General features: G+C 52.0%; 15 protein-coding genes and 1 tRNA gene. 9 read left to right on the top strand and 7 right to left on the bottom strand.

Annotated elements, in window-relative coordinates; translation table 11 throughout:
* The coding region (locus tag K2I50_RS05415; RefSeq protein ID WP_301025192.1) for a hypothetical protein at positions 1–202 on the top strand (202 nt) is incomplete at its 5' end.
* Positions 203–297: 95 nt separating this feature from the next.
* Here the strand turns inward: K2I50_RS05415 and K2I50_RS05410 are convergent.
* Positions 298–1,629: a T9SS type A sorting domain-containing protein gene (locus K2I50_RS05410; RefSeq protein WP_301025191.1), complete on the bottom strand. Its 1,332-nt coding sequence runs from the start codon at positions 1,627–1,629 to the stop codon at positions 298–300.
* A 665-nt stretch (positions 1,630–2,294) separates the two neighbouring features.
* Here K2I50_RS05410 and K2I50_RS05405 point away from each other — a divergent pair.
* Positions 2,295–3,002 carry a hypothetical protein gene (locus tag K2I50_RS05405; RefSeq protein WP_301025190.1) on the top strand — a complete coding sequence of 236 codons (708 nt, stop codon included), beginning with the start codon at positions 2,295–2,297 and terminating at the stop codon, positions 3,000–3,002.
* Positions 3,003–3,039: 37 nt separating this feature from the next.
* Positions 3,040–3,963: a WG repeat-containing protein gene (locus K2I50_RS05400; protein WP_301025189.1), complete on the top strand. Its 924-nt coding sequence runs from the start codon at positions 3,040–3,042 to the stop codon at positions 3,961–3,963.
* 116 nt (positions 3,964–4,079) lie between these two features.
* On the opposite strand, the gene tyrS is transcribed toward K2I50_RS05400, so the two are convergent.
* Positions 4,080–5,375 carry a tyrosine--tRNA ligase gene (tyrS, locus tag K2I50_RS05395; RefSeq protein WP_301025188.1) on the bottom strand — a complete coding sequence of 432 codons (1,296 nt, stop codon included), beginning with the start codon at positions 5,373–5,375 and terminating at the stop codon, positions 4,080–4,082.
* Between the two features lie 192 nt (positions 5,376–5,567).
* Complete coding sequence (locus K2I50_RS05390) at positions 5,568–6,155, bottom strand: nitroreductase family protein (protein WP_526022954.1); 588 nt, start codon at positions 6,153–6,155, stop codon at positions 5,568–5,570.
* A gap of 247 nt (positions 6,156–6,402) precedes the next feature.
* Between K2I50_RS05390 and K2I50_RS05385 the strand changes: the two genes are divergently transcribed.
* Together K2I50_RS05385 and K2I50_RS05380 are read left to right on the top strand one after the other, a co-directional pair.
* Positions 6,403–8,766 carry a transglycosylase domain-containing protein gene (locus tag K2I50_RS05385; protein ID WP_301025187.1) on the top strand — a complete coding sequence of 788 codons (2,364 nt, stop codon included), beginning with the start codon at positions 6,403–6,405 and terminating at the stop codon, positions 8,764–8,766.
* 11 nt (positions 8,767–8,777) lie between these two features.
* Positions 8,778–9,350, top strand: a complete 573-nt coding sequence (locus K2I50_RS05380) for an acyltransferase (RefSeq protein WP_301025186.1) — start codon at positions 8,778–8,780, stop codon at positions 9,348–9,350.
* 7 nt (positions 9,351–9,357) lie between these two features.
* Here the strand turns inward: K2I50_RS05380 and K2I50_RS05375 are convergent, their stop codons facing one another.
* Complete coding sequence (locus tag K2I50_RS05375) at positions 9,358–10,737, bottom strand: YihY/virulence factor BrkB family protein (RefSeq protein WP_301025185.1); 1,380 nt, start codon at positions 10,735–10,737, stop codon at positions 9,358–9,360.
* 177 nt (positions 10,738–10,914) lie between these two features.
* Here K2I50_RS05375 and K2I50_RS05370 point away from each other — a divergent pair, with 177 nt between their 5' ends.
* From K2I50_RS05370 to K2I50_RS05355, 4 genes are all read left to right on the top strand, one after another.
* Positions 10,915–12,435, top strand: a complete 1,521-nt coding sequence (locus K2I50_RS05370; RefSeq protein ID WP_301025184.1) for a DUF4301 family protein — start codon at positions 10,915–10,917, stop codon at positions 12,433–12,435.
* Between the two features lie 448 nt (positions 12,436–12,883).
* Positions 12,884–14,041, top strand: a complete 1,158-nt coding sequence (locus K2I50_RS05365) for a phosphatidylserine decarboxylase (protein ID WP_123478249.1) — start codon at positions 12,884–12,886, stop codon at positions 14,039–14,041.
* 222 nt (positions 14,042–14,263) lie between these two features.
* Positions 14,264–15,811 (top strand): amino acid permease, encoded by a 1,548-nt coding sequence (locus K2I50_RS05360; protein WP_289743596.1) that lies wholly within the window; start codon positions 14,264–14,266, stop codon positions 15,809–15,811.
* An 11-nt stretch (positions 15,812–15,822) separates the two neighbouring features.
* On the top strand, positions 15,823–17,085 hold the full coding sequence (locus K2I50_RS05355; protein ID WP_301025183.1) for an MFS transporter: 1,263 nt from the start codon (positions 15,823–15,825) through the stop codon (positions 17,083–17,085).
* Between the two features lie 311 nt (positions 17,086–17,396).
* Here the strand turns inward: K2I50_RS05355 and K2I50_RS05350 are convergent.
* The 3 genes from K2I50_RS05350 to K2I50_RS05340 all read right to left on the bottom strand — a co-directional run.
* Positions 17,397–17,473 (bottom strand) — tRNA-His (locus K2I50_RS05350).
* 196 nt (positions 17,474–17,669) lie between these two features.
* A complete protein-coding gene (locus K2I50_RS05345; RefSeq protein WP_301025182.1) occupies positions 17,670–18,224 on the bottom strand; it encodes a four helix bundle suffix domain-containing protein in 555 nt (184 codons plus the stop codon).
* 269 nt (positions 18,225–18,493) lie between these two features.
* Positions 18,494–18,696: hypothetical protein (locus K2I50_RS05340; RefSeq protein ID WP_301025181.1), on the bottom strand; the 203-nt coding region annotated here is incomplete at its 5' end.

The following is an 18,696-nucleotide window of genomic DNA, read 5'->3' as shown; positions in this document are numbered from 1 at the left end:
CCTTCGTCACATGTCGAAAATCGTCTCAAGCTATACGACCCTGGCGGCAACATTTATTATTAAACAAGCTCTTAAACTTTCTAATCTTGAGGCTCTTGCAGAAAAATACAATTCAGCCGTTACTGCTGATGTTGAATTTATCATCTGCGAGGATGAGTGCGGTTGCTCCGGCGACTGTGGCTCCAACTGGATGCGTAGCTGATATTCCTGCTGCATTCAAAAAAAATGACAAGGAGGCTGTGCCCGAGGCACAGTCTCCTTGTGTGTTGTGGGACGTCCCGCATTTTTTTGGATGGCTCAGCGCTTGATTAGCTTGGCCGAGCTGCGGCTTCCGTCGGCAGTAGTCACGGCCACGATATATGTGCCCGGGGCAAGAGGCTCGACGTCGATGGTGGCTGTGTTGCCGTAGGTGGCAGCTCTGGCGGCTGTCAGCGAGCCGATGAACGAATACACCTGTACGGAGGTGATTTCCGTGCGGGCCTCAACTGTGGCGGTGCTCACGGCGGGATTGGGATATATGGCCACACGTGCCGCGGTGTCATCGGCTGCGGCCGGAGTGTCGATGCCTGTTGTTCCTTCGTTGTCGAGGGGGAAGCGGGCTATCGCACGTGTCTGGTCGAAAACGTACTGGCGGGGATACGACATGGGGTATCCGCCTTCAAACGACAGCTGCATTGCAAAGTCCTCGGCATATTGTGTCGACGACCAGTAGCGCAATGTGCCCGACTCATTGAGCGGAGTAGCGCCGATGTTGGTGAACTTCTTGTTGAAAGCCTCTCGCTTGTCGGGGTAGGGGTTGGTCTTGTCGGCAGTGTTGTCGGCAGGGTCGGCAGGACGCATGGTGACATTCACTTCCGTCCAGTCGTTAATCTGTGTGGTGCCCTCGGCTGCTCCCGAGGCAACCCATGTCAGGCCGCACGAAGCGGCGAAGAGCTGGCGCAACTCGCCGATGGCGGGGAGGTACCACTGTAGATTGCCGTCGGTCTTCGACGCACACCATGCCTCGGCAGCAAACGTGTTTTCCCATCCGCTCACGCTGCGTATGGCGGCGAGATTGGCCATGCCGTCGGTTTCGGATACGGCTCCCGGCTGATCGGCCGACGCGAGCGACCACTGAAGCTGCTTGGCTTCGTCGAGCGACACAATCTTGCCGGTCATGCCGCTTTCATCCGACGGGTCGACATAGAAAACCACGCCGATACATGTCTTTCCGTCGACGATACCGCTTGCTTCCCAGCTGTCGTTGGAGAAATAATAGTCGCCTACCTTGGCCGCTTTCTGGGCCACGGTGAGTGTGTAGTCGGCTTTTACACCACCTACTTCGGCTGTGAGGATGGTGGTTCCGGCGCCGATTCCGCGTATTTTGCCTGCTGTAGATGCGTCAAACACGGCATATTCGGGGTGGGAGACGCTCCATGTCACAGGCAGACTTGCGGCTTCCGCCGGCTCGACAATAGCGGCGTATGTGCGTGTGCCACCTACGGCGAGCTTTCCTTCGGTCACAGGATTGCCTATGGCTCCGCTGTTGGATTTAATGCCGATTTTTACCGATGTCACAGTCTGTGCCATCGCGCACTGTGCGCATGCGGCTGTCATGGCCGCGGCAAGTAATGAGTAGAATACTTTCATACGATTATAATAAATATGTTAAACTGTGTTGCTTTTGAAGAGAAATAGTATTATAACACCGCAAAGATATGTAAAAATATCTAAAACGCAATCCGGGATGCCATTTTACAGGCATTCCGGATTGATTTTTTGTGGGTGATATGTCGTGATATTCTCTTCGCGTGGTGGTAGGGTGAATGCATTAGGCAATCTCTTAATGTTTTTCAGCAGATTCGGTTTATAATTTCAAGAATTAGTGCTAACTTTGTGAGTGCAGATCGCCTCGCTGACCACGCCGTTAGGGTGAGGTTCTCCGAACCACTCCCCTGTCAGGGGGTTAAGCGGAGCGGGATGTATATAACACATACATAAGAAAGCGTTTATCCGCGCTGATTCTTGACGTTTCGAAATTCTCGCAAAATTTCCCACCTATGTCAAGGGTTGAGCAACGGTAGATGCCCGTGGATATGTAATTTATCTTGCTTTCGGCATGATATTTCGGGAAGAAATATAGCCGGACGCATAGGTTGCATATACAGGCGTGGGCTTCTGCGTTGCCGTCCGACATAGGTAAGGCAATGCGAGAAGCCTCGAAACGTAGGACGGCAACAGATACAGATTCCTACGCTTTTTTCGTACAACAGCACACGCCAACGAGGGGATGACCGAGGCACAATCAATTAATTATGAAGAAATTGTCAGTTATCTACTCAGTGCTTGCGGTGATGATACTTGCATCATGCAGTCACAATCGGTCGCCTATCTCCGGTATTGCGGATGCCATCGACGACTATGTGTCTTTTTCGACAGGAGATGTCGATTGGGAAGAATTGGATAAAAAGTCGGTGTCGGAAAAACGTAAGTTTCTATCCAATAGTTCTACGACTAAGGAAGATTTGAAAGCTGCAATCGAAGCCGAGGCTTCTAAACTTGATGGCACTACAATATCTGTTGCAAATGACGAAATCTCTGAAATCGAACCGCTGAGGCTTACATTGGTTGAGAATGGCACGCAGCCAAGATTTCGGTTGAATGGCAAATTTAAAATCGAAAAGGATATTGAACTGGATGTTAGTGGTGAATATCATGCCGAAAAGCTGAAAAACGGAGCTTTGGCCAGGGTTGACCTCGCATCTCCGAAAGTAGAGGAAGAAAACGTTCATGACTCATTTACATACAGCCCCCTGGCATTTGTGAGCGTTATCCCCGTCAGTGTTGAGAATGGCGTAATTATTGCGAAGGCGGGAACTATTATCGATATAGTAAATGCTGAATGGTATTTCCGGACAGATAGTAGGCATTACAGAGATATTTATAAACAGGCCTCTGAAATCTGGCTACAACCGATAGGCCTTGCAGCCAGGAGATCAGAAGACGGGAGAATAAGTTTATAGGCTGATGACCATGAGGAACTCTTATGTTTTTCTCTTTATGCTCACCCTTTTGGGGATAATATTCACATCTTGTGGTGGCAAAGGAAAATCACGCATGGAGGAGTATAATTCAGTGGGTGAATTCAAAGACGGTTATGCAATCGCAAGCTATAACGGCACCAACAACCTTCTGCGCTATGTTATCGTCAATCAGGAATACGAGCCTGTAACCGCCGAAATGAAAGAAATAGATTATTACTCCGACGAGTTTTGGATTGCCAAAACCGTAGATAATAAATATGTCGGCATTGACAGGAAACTTGACGTTATCCCGTTTGCATTTCAGTCGCCTGAAATCTACAAGACTGTTTCTCCACGCACAATATGGGCTGAAGATTCGGCCAAAAGTCTGGTGCTTGTCGATTTGACAACCGGCAATCAACTGGGTAAGGCATATCCCGGCTGCGAAATAGACCAGGTGCTTGCTAACGGGTCGGTTGTACTAAAGTATATGAAACAGAGAAACTTTCGTGTATTGGCCGACGGCTATGCGATGATTGATGCCAATGGCAATGAACTTGTGCCTTTGGGTAAATTCACTTTCATTGGCGATTTCCACAATGGACTGGCCACATACTCGACCAATGGTTACGGAATACCTCTTTCAAGAACCAACTGTATGCACCAACCGCGCAATGCTGTATATGTCAAGTGGTATGAGCTTGGCAACGAGTTCGGTATATTCGGCAACTGTGAAAGCAACCGATTCAAACAAGGGTATATTAATGAAATGGGTGAGGTGGTAATTCCCCAGCAATATGTGTATGCCCGGCCATTTGATGAAGAAGGTTTTGCTATCGTCGGAGGAATCTCAAAGCGCAACCGTAACAATTGGGGTTACCATCGTGAGTACAGCAAAATTGATAGATCAGGAAACGTTGTAGCTACTAATCTTAGAAACCCCGATTTCTCTAAGAAATAAGTTCAATAATAAATGATTTTTTAGATTTAAGAAAACTGCAAAAAGCAATCCGGGATGCCTGTAAAATGGCATTCCGGATTGCTTTTTTGGGGGGATGATATGTCGTGATATTCCTGTTACTCGGCTATAAGGAGGAAATACTGCTTTTTGCCTTTCTGTACGAGGATGTACTTGCCGGCGAGGAGCATGTCGGCGGTGGCGGGGAGGTTGATGTCGGTTACTTTCTCCTTGTTGATTGATAGACCGTTGCCCTGGGCAAGTTTGCGCAGTTCTCCCTTGCTGGGGAACACGGCGGCTTTCTCGGTAAGGAGGTCGATGAGTTTTGTCTCACCGCTCTCGATGTCGCTCTTGGCTACCTTGAATGTGTCGACGCCCTCGAATACATCGAGCAGAGTGGCCTCGTCGATGCGGTGGAGCTTTTCGGCGGCATCCTTGCTGAAGAGTATCGACGATGCCTCCACGGCGGCCTCATAGGCTTCGGCGCTGTGTACCATAGTTGTGATTTCTTTGGCAAGGCGCTTCTGGATGGGGCGAAGTCCGGGGTCGGCAGCCTGCTCCTTGACGAGTTGCTCTACCTCTTCGCGGGTGAGTTCGGTGAATATCTTTATGTAGCGCTCGGCGTCGGCGTCGCTTACATTGAGCCAGAACTGGTAGAACTTGTAGGGTGATGTGTAGCGCGGGTCGAGCCATACGTTGCCGCTCTCGGTCTTTCCGAATTTGCCGCCGTCGGCCTTGGTGATGAGCGGACATGTCAGGGCGTATGCCTCTCCGCCGTTGGTGCGGCGTATGAGCTCGGTGCCGGTGGTGATGTTGCCCCACTGGTCGGAACCGCCCATCTGCAGCTTGCAGTTCTTGTTCTGGTTGAGGTAGAGGAAGTCGTAGCCCTGAAGCAGCTGATAGGTGAATTCGGTAAACGACAGTCCGTCGCGAGCCTCGCCGTTGAGACGCTTCTTCACCGAGTCCTTGGCCATCATGTAGTTGACGGTGATGTGCTTGCCGATTTCGCGGGCGAAGTCGAGGAATGTCCAGTTCTTCATCCAGTCGTAGTTGTTGACAAGCTCTGCGGCGTTGGGAGCGTCGCTGTCGAAGTCGAGGAATTTCGACAGCTGGGCCTTCATGCCTTCGATATTGTGGTTGAGTGTATCTTCGGTAAGGAGGTTGCGTTCGGCCGATTTGCCCGAGGGGTCGCCAATCATGCCGGTGGCGCCACCGATAAGGGCCATAGGCTTGTGGCCGCAGCGCTGGAAGTGGCGGAGTATCATCACACTGCACAGGTGGCCGATATGCAGCGAGTCGGCAGTGGGGTCAAAGCCGATGTAGGCTGTGACCTGTTCTTTATTTAGCAGTTCTTCGGTGCCCGGCATCATGTCGTGGAGCATGCCGCGCCATCTCAGTTCTTCTACGAAATTCATCGATTTAAATTTGTTTTGTTGTGATTTTGAGTTACAAAATTACTCATTATCCACGTAATTACCCACTTATTCGGCGAAAACTTTCGTGTGCTCTATTTTTGCAATTGCCGATAAAATAGCGTGTACATCTCCACTGACGCGAATCGCGTCAGTGGGGATGTACACGTATAATATATATACTATATAGAGTCGTTACCAGCGGCCGAAGTGTATGTTGTCGGCTTTGTACTTGTCTTTGGGTTCCCCCTCGTGGGCCGGATAACCGACAGGCACCACTGCCAGCGGGATGATATTGGCCGGCATGCCGAGACGCTCCTGCACAGCCTTTGTGCGCTCGGCCGACGGATATACGCCTGTCCATACGGCTCCCAGTCCGAGAGCATGGGCGGCCAGGAGCAGATTTTCAGTAGCGGCCGACACGTCCTGTATCCAGAATTCGCGGGCTTCCCCTTCGAGCGCTTTGCCCAGGTCGCCGCAGGTGACTATGGCAAGCGGAGCCTGACGCAGCATCTTGGCATAGGGGAGCACATCTGCCAGGGAGTCGAGCGACTCGCGGCTGTCAATTACCACGAATGCCCAGGGCTGCTTGTTGACTGCGGTCGGAGCCGACATGGCTGCGCGCAGCAGGATATCGACCGTGTCGCGGCTGATGCTGCGGTCGGGCTGATACTGGCGGATGCTTGTCCGTGTCATTATGTTTTCGATTGCCGGATTGACGGCTTCGTATGTTGCCGACGGAGTCGGGCCGCTATTTGCTGTAGAATTGCCACATGCGCTCATACTTGTAATCAGCAACGCCAAAGCTGTTGCATAAGTAAAACCGTTAAATCTCATCTCTTGTTTAAATTTTTCTATTTTCTGCAAATATAGCAAATCATGCGTCACTGACAAGCCGATAATAGCCATGCCGCCCCCCTTTGAAGAATTTTAACCGCCATGCCTACGCTCGGGAGGTGGAAATTTATTAACTTTGCGAATCACAACCGCCCGCCGGGTCGGCGATTCTAACCCAACGAACTATCAAGCAATGAAATTCATAAAGGAGAACTCCCGCAGGATTATTACGGCTATGTGGATTCTGTTCGGCCTGTGTCTGGCCGGAGTCACTATCTTCCTGTATCTTGTATATAACGGAGTAATCGGATATATGCCTCCGGTCGAGGAGTTGAAAAACCCCAAGGACCGTTTCGCCTCTATTGTATATTCAGCCGACGGAGAGGAGCTGGGGCGCTACTTCAACGGCACGGGCAACCGCGTGTATGTCGACATCGACGATATATCCCAGAACGTAATCGACGCTCTTATCGCCACCGAGGATTCGAGGTTTGAGGACCATTCGGGCATCGACGTGCGCGCGCTCGGACGTGTGGCCGTCAAGACCGTAATCATGGGGCAGAAAAATGCCGGCGGCGGCTCTACCATCACCCAGCAGCTTGCCAAACTGCTCTATTCCCCTTCGAGCGACGGGCTGATGCAGCGCGCCCTTCAGAAGCCTATCGAGTGGATGATTGCCGTAAAGCTCGAGCGTTTCTATTCCAAGGATGAGATTATAAAGATGTATCTCAATCAGTTCGACTTCCTTTACAACGCCGTGGGCATCAAGTCGGCTGCATTCGTATATTTCGGCAAAGACCCCAAGGACCTCAATATCCAGGAGGCGGCGACTTTGGTAGGAATGGTAAAGAACCCCTCCTACTACAATCCGGTGCGCAAGCCGGAGCGCACACGCGACCGCCGCAACGTGGTGCTTGAGCAGATGTATAAGGAGGATATGATTTCCAAGGCCGAGCTTGATTCGCTGAAGGCCCTCCCGCTTGTGCTCAACTTCCACCGTGTCGACCACAAGGAGGGCCCGGCGCCATATTTCCGCGAGGAACTGCGCCGTATGTTGCGCGCCAAGCATCCCGTACGCTCCGACTACCGAGGCTGGGAGAAGCAGAAGTTTATCGACGACTCCATCGCCTGGGAAACCAACCCCCTCTACGGATGGATTGAGAAGAATCCCAAGCCCGACGGCACAAGATACGACATCTACACCGATGGCCTGAAGATTTACACCACCATCGACTCTCGCATGCAGCGCTATGCCGAGGAGGCCGTAACCGAGCATCTCGGCAAGACACTCCAGCCCAGTTTCTTCCGCGAGAAAAAGGGTGTGAAGGGTGCGCCCTATACCACCAACCGCGAGGAACTGTCGTCGGCACAGCTCGCCGCCCTTATCGACAAGGCCGTAAAGCAGACCGACCGCTACTACCAGATGAAGAAGGCCGGAGCATCGGAGGCCGAAATCAAGGAGGCGTTCGCCACCAAGCAGGATATGAAGGTGTTCAGCTACAATGGCATGATTGACACCCTGATGTCGCCCATCGACTCGCTGTTCTACACAAAGCATTTCCTCCGAGCCGGATTCATGTCGATGGAGCCGGTGACCGGACATGTCAAGGCCTATGTGGGCGGCCCCAACTTCTCGGCTTTCCAGTATGATATGGTGTCGACCGGACGTCGCCAGATCGGCTCTACCATCAAGCCGTTCCTCTACACCTATGCCATGGAGGAAGGATTCACCCCCTGCGACCAGCTGCTCAACGAGCAGCCCACGATTTACGATGAGGTAGGACGTCCGTGGTCGCCGCGCAATGCCGGCAGCGCACGCGTAGGCGAGATGGTCGATCTCCGATGGGCTCTCACCAACTCCAACAACTGGATTTCAGCCCGACTGATGGCACAGCTGTCGCCGGCCACGCTCGCGCGCAACATGCACAACTTCGGCATCACCAACAAGCTCGACCCGGTAATCGCACTGTGTCTCGGCCCGTGTGACGTCTCTGTCAAGGAGATGGTCACCGCATATTCCGCATTCGCCAACAAGGGTATGCGTGTCGACCCCGTGTTTGTCACCGCTATAGCCGACAACAACGGCAATATCATAAGCGAGTTTACACCGCGCCATACCGAAGTCATATCGACCGAGGCGTATTACAAGATACTCTCCATATTGCTCAACGTTGTCGACGGTGGTACAGGCAACCGCCTGCGCCGTCCCCCCTACAACCTTACCGCACAGATGGGTGGCAAGACCGGTACCACCAACTCCAACAGCGACGGCTGGTTCATGGGATTCACACCGCAGCTCGTGTCGGGCACATGGGTAGGGGGCGAGGAGCGCTACATCCACTTCAACGGCATGGCCATGGGGCAGGGTGCCTCAATGGCGTTGCCCATCTACGGAAAGTTCATGCAGAAAGTATATGCCGACCCGACTCTCCCCTACAAGCAGGATGCCAGGTTTACTTTCCCGGCCAATATCAACCTCTGTGAGAAGGAGTATTACGGAGAGTTTGCCGACGAGCAGGAGGAGACCGGCGAGTCAATCGAGGGCGTGTTTGACTAAATGCCTTTCGTATGGGTATAAAGCAGATTATAAAGCAGCTTCTGGGCTTCTATTATTCGAGACGCTACAACATACATGCCGGTCGTGGGCTGTATGTCGGAAAAGACTGTAAAATTATAAACCGGGGGAAAATACAGTGTGGCGACCATACATGTTTGCGTCCTTCCACCCATGTTTATCTGTCGGAGGGAGCCGAGGTAGTGCTTGGCTCCGATTGTGAGATTGGCAACCATTCGGTGATATCGGCCGTAAACCGTGTGGAAATCGGCGACGGCGTGCTGACCGCTCCTAATGTATATATCGCCGACCATAATCATCAATATGAGGATATCGATTCACATATCTATACCCAGGGTGTGCGGTGCCGTAAGGGCGACAGGGTAGAGATAGGGCGCGGATGCTGGATTGGCAAGAATGCTGTTATCGTCGGCAATGTACGTATCGGACGCAACAGTGTAGTTGGTGCCAATTCGGTGGTAAACAGGGATGTCCCTGATTATTGCGTGGTAGCAGGCGCTCCCGCCGTCATCGTAAAAAGATACGACACGGTTCTCGGCCGCTGGGTGAAGGCAGCCGGGAAATAATCTCTCATTATTTGGTTTCCAGGCCGTTGATTGGCATGTCGCGGAGCAATATTTTGTCGCATATGGCTATGGTCTGGCGCGTGTTGTCGGAAATCTCGCGGATTATATCGGAGAAATCTTTCTGGAAGTTGGGGATAAAGTCGTTTGCGCCCTGGCTGTTCAGCTTGTCGAGCACCATGCCGAGCGTCACTTTGCTCGGGTCGGTGGCCGGCTGATAGGCATATATATCCTCACCCGCCACCACAGCCGACAGCAGATCTGCGGCTACCATTTCATCAATCAGCTGTGTCACCAGGCGCGAAGGCATATGGTAGTTTGCCGCGAAGTCTGTCACCGTAAATGGTCGTAGCCCAAGGTCGAACCGCTTTACGATTATGGCCATTATCACCACTGCAATCTGGCGCTTGTAGTCGAGCGAGATGGTCGATATGTCGTTGGAGAAGTTAAACTGGAATATGTTTTGCGACGAGTAGCAGAGCACTGCTCCGGCCAGGGTGATTGTCCATACCAGCTGGAGCCATATCAGCAGCAACGGCAGGAATGCGAACGAACCGTAGATGGCATTGTACTTCGACACATATATCTGTCCCGACAGAAACAGGTACTGGAGTATCTGGAAAGCCGTGCCCGCGAATATACCGCTTAGAAAAGCGTTCTTAAACCTCACCTTGGTGTTGGGAAATGCAAGATACATGCCCGTGAACGACATCCACGTAAGCACGAACGGAGCCACGTCGAGCGCTACTTTCACCGCAGGAGTGATAAAGTGGAGCCTCGGATTGTCGACAAGAGCGTAGCTTGCCATCACGGATATTCCGCTCGAGCATATCATGAGTATCGGCAGCAGAAACATTATAGCCGTATAGTCGATTACCTTGCGGCCGAACGAGCGCGCGTGGGTCACTCCCCATACCGTGTTGAACGTATCCTCGATGTTGCTCATCAGTGATATCATGGTCCACAGCAACACCACGATGCCCACACCGACGAATACCCCCTGCGAGGCCTGCTGCATATATCCGCTGACAAATTCGATACCGGCCTCAAGGGCATGCTTCTGCGATGGCAGGGCCTGGAACAGCTGGGTCTGAAGCAGATTCTCGAAGCCGAATCCGCGTCCTATCGCAAACAGAAGTGCCAGTGCGGGCACTATGGCGAGCAGGGTATTGTAGGTAAGGGCCGACGCACGGTTCTGCAGGTCGGTGTTGAGAAACGACCTTACCGTAAGATTGATAGTCTTGATGGTGTTGATGCGCCAGCTGCGGCGAGTGTCGCTCCACACCCCCGTGGTGCAGTAAGCCACAAATGCCTTTGTGCGTATCGAGGCAAGACGCATGAAGGCGCTTGCGCGGTTTATCAGATTTGATATTTTGCTTTTTTTTCTCATTCCTGACAGTCTGTTAGGGTTGTCAACCACCTTTTATACAAAAGTAAACAAAATATATCTCGATATTTATTGAGGTGTCGAAAAAAAATTGTAGCTTTGATGTTGCAGGATGTGAATACACTTCCGCCGACATTTGTCCGAATACCTTAACATCATATATAATTTATTTACCAAAACATGACACCCCAGGACAAAACTACCCTTGAGGAGAAAGGAATCGCTCCTGAACTCTTCGAAAGTCAGCTCAAACGCTTTGAGACAGGTTTCCCTTATCTCCGTATCGTCGACTCGGCCCGCGTAGGCAACGGCATACTCGCTCTTGACGACGCAGCACAGCAGCAGGCTGTAGACCGCTGGCAGCAGTATCTCGCCGACGGCGGACAGGTATATAAATTCGTTCCCGCTTCCGGAGCCGCATCGCGCATGTTCAAGTCGCTCTTCTCCTATCTCGACGGAGAGGCCGACGCACCCAAGCCCGGCAGCGATGTTGAGCAGCTCATCGACCGCATCGCCGACTTCGCTTTCTTCCCCGAGCTCGACGAAGCATGCACCCGCCTCTATGGCAAGGACATCGCGGCTCTCAAGGCCGAAGGCCGCACAAAAGAGATTGTAGCCGCTCTGCTCAACAAGGAGGGTCTCAACTACGGACAGCTCCCCAAGGGTCTGCTCAAATTCCACTCTTATGCACAGGGCGCTCGTACACCTCTGGAGGAACACCTCGTGGAAGGCGCACAGACAGCCACCGACAATGCCGGCAATGTCAACCTCCACTTCACCGTGTCGCCCGAACACCGCGCTCTCTTCGAGCAGAAGATTGCTGCCGCCGTGCCCGGATTTGAAAAGGCTCTCGGCGTAAAGTATCACATTTCGCTCTCCGAGCAGAAGAAATCGACCGACACTGTTGCCGCCAATCCCGACAACACCCCGTTCCGCGAGGACGGAAAGCTCCTGTTCCGTCCCGGTGGCCACGGTGCGCTCATCCAGAATCTCAACGATATTGATTCGGCCGTAGTGTTCATCAAGAATATCGACAACGTGGTGCCCGACTCGCAGCGCGAAGCCACCCTCCAGTATAAGAAGGTGATAGCCGGATGCCTTATCGAGACTCACGACCGCATTGTACGCTACATCGACATGATTGACCGCGGCGCCTACACTATCGACGACGTGCGCGAGATGATTGCCTTCATGCACGACACTCTCAACATCCGCGACGAAAAGCTCAAGCATCTCGAAGACGCCGACCTCGTGCTCTACATCCGCGCCAAGCTCGACCGTCCTCTGCGTGTGTGCGGCATGGTACGCAACGAGGGTGAGCCCGGCGGCGGCCCCTACATCACCTACAATCCCGACGGCTCGACATCGCCTCAGATTCTCGAGAGCACACAGATTGACCCCGCATGCGCCGAATACAAGGAGATGGTAGCCAAGGCCACACACTTCAATCCCGTCGACCTCGTATGCTATATAAAGGATGTTAAGGACGCCAAGTACAATCTCCCCGATTACGTCGATCCCGACACCGGATTCATCTCCTCCAAGTCGCGCAACGGACGCGAGCTCCGCGCCCTTGAGCTGCCCGGACTCTGGAACGGCGCTATGAGTGACTGGAACACTATATTTGTCGAGGTGCCCGTAGCCACATTCAACCCCGTCAAGACCGTCAACGATCTTCTCCGTCCCGTACACCAGGCCTGATGCCTGACGGTTTGACAGGACTTCGAGTAAGTTTCTAAACAGCATATTATTGCCAAGCCCCCGCTATGCACGGCGGAGGCTTGGCAATAATCATTTTTATATGCTTGGTTATTGTTTGATTTAAAACTGTTAAAATCATAAAAATTAAAGAGAATGTTTGGATTTGACTTATGTTAAGATTTGGAGCTTGTTTAATAATAAATGTTACCGTCAGGGCGGTTAATCGTCGAGCAGATTTTCGCTTGTGATGAGGGAGTTATGGGGTTCCATAATGACTGAATGAAATCTCGAAACAGGCCGGAAAGACCTCTAATGATTTCATAAAGTTAAATTCAACCATTCTCTTAAACTATAATTTATAGAGAATGTTAGATATTATGACAACCGGGATTACGGAAATATAACCCTGTGACATTCTATATTATCAAACTTATAAATTATAACGCAAATGGCAACGACCAAACATCAGCCCATCGTTCAGGAGCTTCTCGATATGATAGCGGCCAACGGTTGGCAAGACAAATTCCAGCAGGCTTTTGACAAAGCCAAGTCCTATAATGCTGTTGAGATGGACGAGCTTAACTCGTTGGAAGACTACTACAACTGGCTCGACGCCCAGCTGACATGGGTGCCCGTTGAAAACCAGCCGGGCAAGATAGTCTACAAACATGTGTGTCTCTTCTACTTCATCCTCGATCAGGAGCCTGTGAAGAGCCTCCAGAATGCGGTTATGCCGCACGACCCGGCCGAACCGCTTACTCCTCTGTCGCTCTGGATGCGCAGATACATCCAGGAGTTCGGCAAGTGGATGGATCAGCCCGAATCGCTTACTCCCGAGGCCCTGCAGTCGTACTACAACTCGCCTGCCTACAACATGGATTCCTATATCCAGCCTCACGGTGGATGGAAGACATTCAACGAGTTCTTTGCCCGTCATTTCAAACCGGGCACACACCCCATCGCAGCTATCGACGACAGCCGTATAATCACCTCTCCGGCCGACTCCACCTTCGGAGGACAATGGGAGGTAAGCGAGAATTCCGAGGTCGACATCAAGGGCATACGCTGGAAACTCGACGAGCTTCTTGCCGACAGTCCCTACAAGGACCGCTTCAAAGGCGGCCACTGGATGCACGCGTTCCTGAATACTACCGACTATCACCGTCAGCATGCCCCTGTGGCCGGACGTGTGCTTGAGTCGCGTTTCATCCAGGGCACTGTATATCTCCAGGTCGTTGCCGATCAGGATGAAGCTGTACCCGACGGACGCAACCACGTAAAGATGATTCGTCACCTCGACGCTCCCGATAGCCCGGGTTACGAGTTCATGCAGTGCCGTGGCCTTATTGTCATCGACAGCCCTATCGGACTTGTGGCCGTTCTGCCTATGGGCATGGCACAGGTATCGTCGGTTGTGATGACTGCCGAGGTGGGCAGGGTGCTTCACAAGGGTGAGGAAATTTCTTACTTCCAGTTTGGCGGATCGGATATCGTGATGGTGTTCGAGGCATCAAGCAACGTAAGTTTCACCGCTCAGCCCGGTATCCACTACAAAGTCGGCACCAAACTCGCCGAGGCATATCCTGTGGTATATCCCGCACGTTGATAAGAAGTATCGGCAAGGAACTTTTTCCCTGTAATGAAATTTGAATTCCCGGGGGCCGAAACCGCTTTAACCGGTGTCGGCCCCCTTTTCTTTTATAGTAAGTCATATTATTAAACAAGCTCTTACGTAATCGTTTATTTTTTTACCGTTATGGCTTCCGATAATAATAAATCCGTTTCACGGACTGCGACACCTTCTACAGGAACGCATGAGACCACTCCCATGAATCATCCAAAAGGCGGAGCCAGGCAGATTTCAATGATGGCGATGGCCATCATGATTGTGACCACCATAGTAAGTATGCGTGGACTCGCCTCTCAGGCCGAATTCGGTTTCACCTCGATTTTCTACTATGTGCTCGCCGCACTGGTATTCCTTGTCCCCTACGCGCTGGTATGTGCCGAGCTTGCTTCCACCTATACTCGCTCCGGCGGTGTGTTTCGCTGGGTGTCCGAAGCGTTCGGTACCCGCATGGGCTGGCTGAGCATGTATCTCGACTGGCAGATGGTGGTGATATGGTTTCCGGCGGTGCTGATGTTCGGTGCCGTCTCGCTGGCTTATATTTTCTGGCCCGAAGCGTTTGATGCCCGTCTGGCAGGCAACCGTGTCTATACTCTGATTATTGTGCTCGGTGTGTATTGGGTATGTACCTTCAATACCTTCCGAGGAATGAAATATGCCAATAAACTCAGTACCCTCGGTGGTTTGTGCGGCACTATCATCCCTGCCGCCGTGCTGATAATAATGGGTGTGGTGTATCTTTTGCTCGGCAAGACAGTATATCTTCCGGTCGACAAACCTTTCTGGCCCGATTTCTCTCATTTCAGCACAATTGTATTGGCCGCGAGCATATTCCTGTTCTTCGCGGGTATGGAAATTCAGGCTGTGCAGGTTCCGGGCATGAAGAACCCCTCGAGAGACTTCCCGAAGTCGGTGCTTGTGGCTACATTGATTATCCTCGCCATCTTTATTCTCGGCACCCTCGCCATTGGCGTCGTGATTCCCGAAAGCAAGATTAATCTGCTCCAGAGCCTTCTGGTGGCCTACAATGATCTTTGGGCGTCGATTGGTGCTCCATGGCTCGGCAATGTAATGGCCGTGCTCATCACCTTCGGCGTGCTCGGACAGGTAAGTGTGGTCATTGCCGGCCCGTCGACCGGTCTTCTCGCCGTGGGCAAGGCCGGATTCCTGCCGCGCTCGCTTCAGCATACCAACAAGAACGGTATCCAGACAACTATCCTCTACGTGCAGGCTGCCATCGTATCTCTGCTGTCGCTTGTGCTGGTACTTCTCCCCTCGGTAGAGTCCGCATATCAGATTCTGAGTCAGATGTCGACCATCATCTATCTTATCATGGTAGTGATAATCTACACCGCATTCGTAAGGTTGCGCCACACTGCTCCCAACAAGAGCCGCGGATTCCGCGTCCCGGGCGGAAAGTTCGGTATGTGGCTCGTGACGGTTGTCGGGATTGCAGGAGCCGTTTTGGCAGGTGTGCTCAGCTTCGTTCCGCCGTCGCAGATTAAGACCGGCAACCCGGCTGTGTACGTTGGCGTGCTTATCGTAGGAGTGGCTGTATTTATCGCAGTGCCGCTTATTGTATATGCCCGACGTAAGAAATCCTGGCGTGATGCCAATGCCTCGTTCTACCCCTTCGACTGGCAGATTGAGGGGCGTACACCCGACCAGGTGTCGAAATGGCCGGCCGGATATCAGCCTACTGAGGCTCAGGTGCAGGCTGCCGTCAACAAGGAAAACGACGATAAATAAAATTCAGCGCTATGAAGAGAATACCCACAGGGAAGGGATACATCACATTGCCGGCGTTGCTGGCCATATGGTCAATCTCCTTGGTGGTCAACCTCCCCGGGCTGGCCGTAAGCCCTATGCTCGGTAATCTCGACAGGATATTCCCCAAGGCTTCCGACCTCGAGATTCAGTTGCTTACAGTGCTTCCAAACCTGTTGATTATACCGTTTGTACTGTTTTCCGGAAAGCTGTCGGAGTCGAAAGACAAGGTAAGGATTGTAGTTATCGGGTTGGCCATATATCTGGCGGCCGGTCTGCTCTATTTTGTGGCCGACTCGATGATTGCCCTTATCGCCATCAGCTGTATGCTGGGATGCGGATGCGGCCTGGTGATACCACTTGCCGCAGGGCTCATTGCCGATACTTTCGTAGGCAAGTACCGTATGCAGCAGCTCGGCATCAAGAGCGGTATATCTAATGTGGCCCTCGTGCTCGCCACGTTTGTGGTAGGATGGCTCAATCGCGGCAACTGGCATACTCCGTTCCTGGTCTATCTCATCCCGGCTATTCCGTTGGCTCTGATGATTTTTGTCAGGAACAAGAATCCGGAGGCCTCGGTCAAGCTCAACACACCCCCTCCGGGAGCGGCCTCGACTCCGGCTACCTCTGTTGCGCAAGCTCCGATGCCCGGCGAAAAGATTCGCGGAGGTTTCATCGTAGGGCGTATAGCAGGGCTCGTGGGAGTATATGCTTTCACTACCTATGCCGTGACTGTCATATCCTATTACCTGCCTTTCCTTATTCAGGCCGATAATCTGAGCAGTGACATCACCGGCACGGTAACTGCGCTCTTCTATCTTGCGGTGTTCCTCCCCGGATTCTGCCTCCCTTATATCATTAAGCTCTTCAAGCAGCGTACGTCGATTGCCGCCACCATATCCATTGCCGCAGGACTGTTGCTCATGGCTATAGCACGGCAGCACGGTCTGCTATATCTCTCGGCCCTGTTGATGGGATTCGGCTACGGAGTGTTCCAGCCCATCATCTACGATAAGGCTACCTACACCGTTACCGACGGACACAAATCCACCCTGGCCCTTGCCATCGTACTGTCCGTCAACTATATCGCCATTACGGTAACTCCCTTCATCGTCGATATGTTCCGCCAGATGTTCGGTACCACGAGCAATCATTTCCCCTTCATTCTTAACTTTGTGTTCACCATCATCTTCGGCATAGTGGTTCTCGTGCGCCGCAACTCCTTTGCCTTCCGTATGAGTGATGAATATGTATAGTCTTTACCCCACTTCTCCCTTATCCTCCTGAGTAAAGACCCTGTTACCGCCCCCTCGTCCATGGCAATCCCGGTCTAAGCGCCCCCTTTGTCCATGGGGGCCCGGTCCAAGCGTCCCCCTTCATCCATGGCAATCCCGGTCTAAGCGCCCCCTTTGTCCATGGGGGCCAGGTCCAAGCGTCCCCTTCATCCATGGCAATCCAGGTCCTGTAATCTCTGCATTGCCCCCCTAATCTCTTTTTCAGAGGAATCCCAAGGCTTGGCAAGCCTATAAAAAAAGAAATGGAAGCCCAAAAAGGCTTCCATTTTTGATGGGGTGAGGTGTGGGGGTCGAACCCACGACCTTCGGAACCACAATCCGACGCTCTAACCAACTGAGCTAATCTCACCATCTGTTTTGTTCGTCAAGTCTACGCTTAGTCTTGCTGTTTTGAACGGTGCAAAGGTACGCACTCTTTTTCATTCCTCCAAATATTTTGCCAAATTTTTTCATTTTTTTGCGAAACCTCGGAGTTCTCGGAGTTCTCGGAGTGCTCTGAGTCCTCTGAGTTCTCCGAGCACTCTGAGCACTCCGATAACTCCGAGCTATCTCTTCTGAGAATTGCGATAGTCAATGCGTCCGCGGGTCATCTGCTCGCGGATGCCTCCATTGATGAGGAAATCGCGTTTCTGTCGTTCGATGAGCCTATGCAGCAACACATCTGCCTGATGTATGAGAATTATAGCGATATTGGCCACAGTCTCGTCACTCCTTACTTTCACGGCCTCGCGATAATCCGCCGAGTCGGCATGTGTTGCACAATATCTGCGCGTCTGGAGAGCTTTCCGGCTGTCTTTATGCCACTGTTCCAGCTCGCGTACACGTAAATAATCTTCGTAATCCACCAAAAGCTCCTGCAAACTGGCTTTTGCAACATTGGTCAGCTTTATCTCGGTCTCCTTGGAGGTAGTTCCGGCAGCGCTCCCTTCTGCGATGTTCTGTTTGCCGCTTCGGGCGGCCTGTACCATCTGGTCGATTGTACGGTCCCCTTTCGATAGAAAACGCCGTGTGAATATGTACGTTATGTCATAGATTATTTCTGCGACTCTAAACACTCGGAGTCGGCGGTAATAACCTTTTTGTGGAATGAATTTTTCCATTGAGGAGATGAGTTAATGATTGACCGTAAGTAGCATAGCATCAATGCCTGCTGTTATTGCATTGCTATGTCTGCGAATTTAATAAAATATCCCGACATTTATGAATTTTTGAAACCGCGATAATTGTTGGCCGTAATCGAAAGATTGCCCTAATATTAAACAAGCTATAAGATAATGCACTATCACGGCAAAATGTCTGCTAAAAAAAACGGTCACTTGGCATCGAGCCAAATGACCGTGGTCGTAATTTATTAAACAAGTTCTTCGGGTCAGCGCACGAGCTGCTTGGCGACGGTGCGTGAGCCGTCGGCATGCACGGCTGTGCGGATTACGATGCTGCCGGGGGCGGGCTCGATGACGCGGCGGCCTGTAAGGTCGGTGTAGATTACTGACACTACAGGCGATTCACTGCCCACTACAGACTCGATACATGAGCTGGCGCTTACTTCCATTACTGCCGATTCGGCTCCTT

Origin of the sequence: Muribaculum sp., from assembly GCF_029051885.1 — a bacterium.
GTDB lineage: Bacteria > Bacteroidota > Bacteroidia > Bacteroidales > Muribaculaceae > Muribaculum.
The sequence above is the reverse complement of the archived record's forward strand: the minus strand, read 5'-3'. Positions and strand labels throughout refer to the sequence as shown.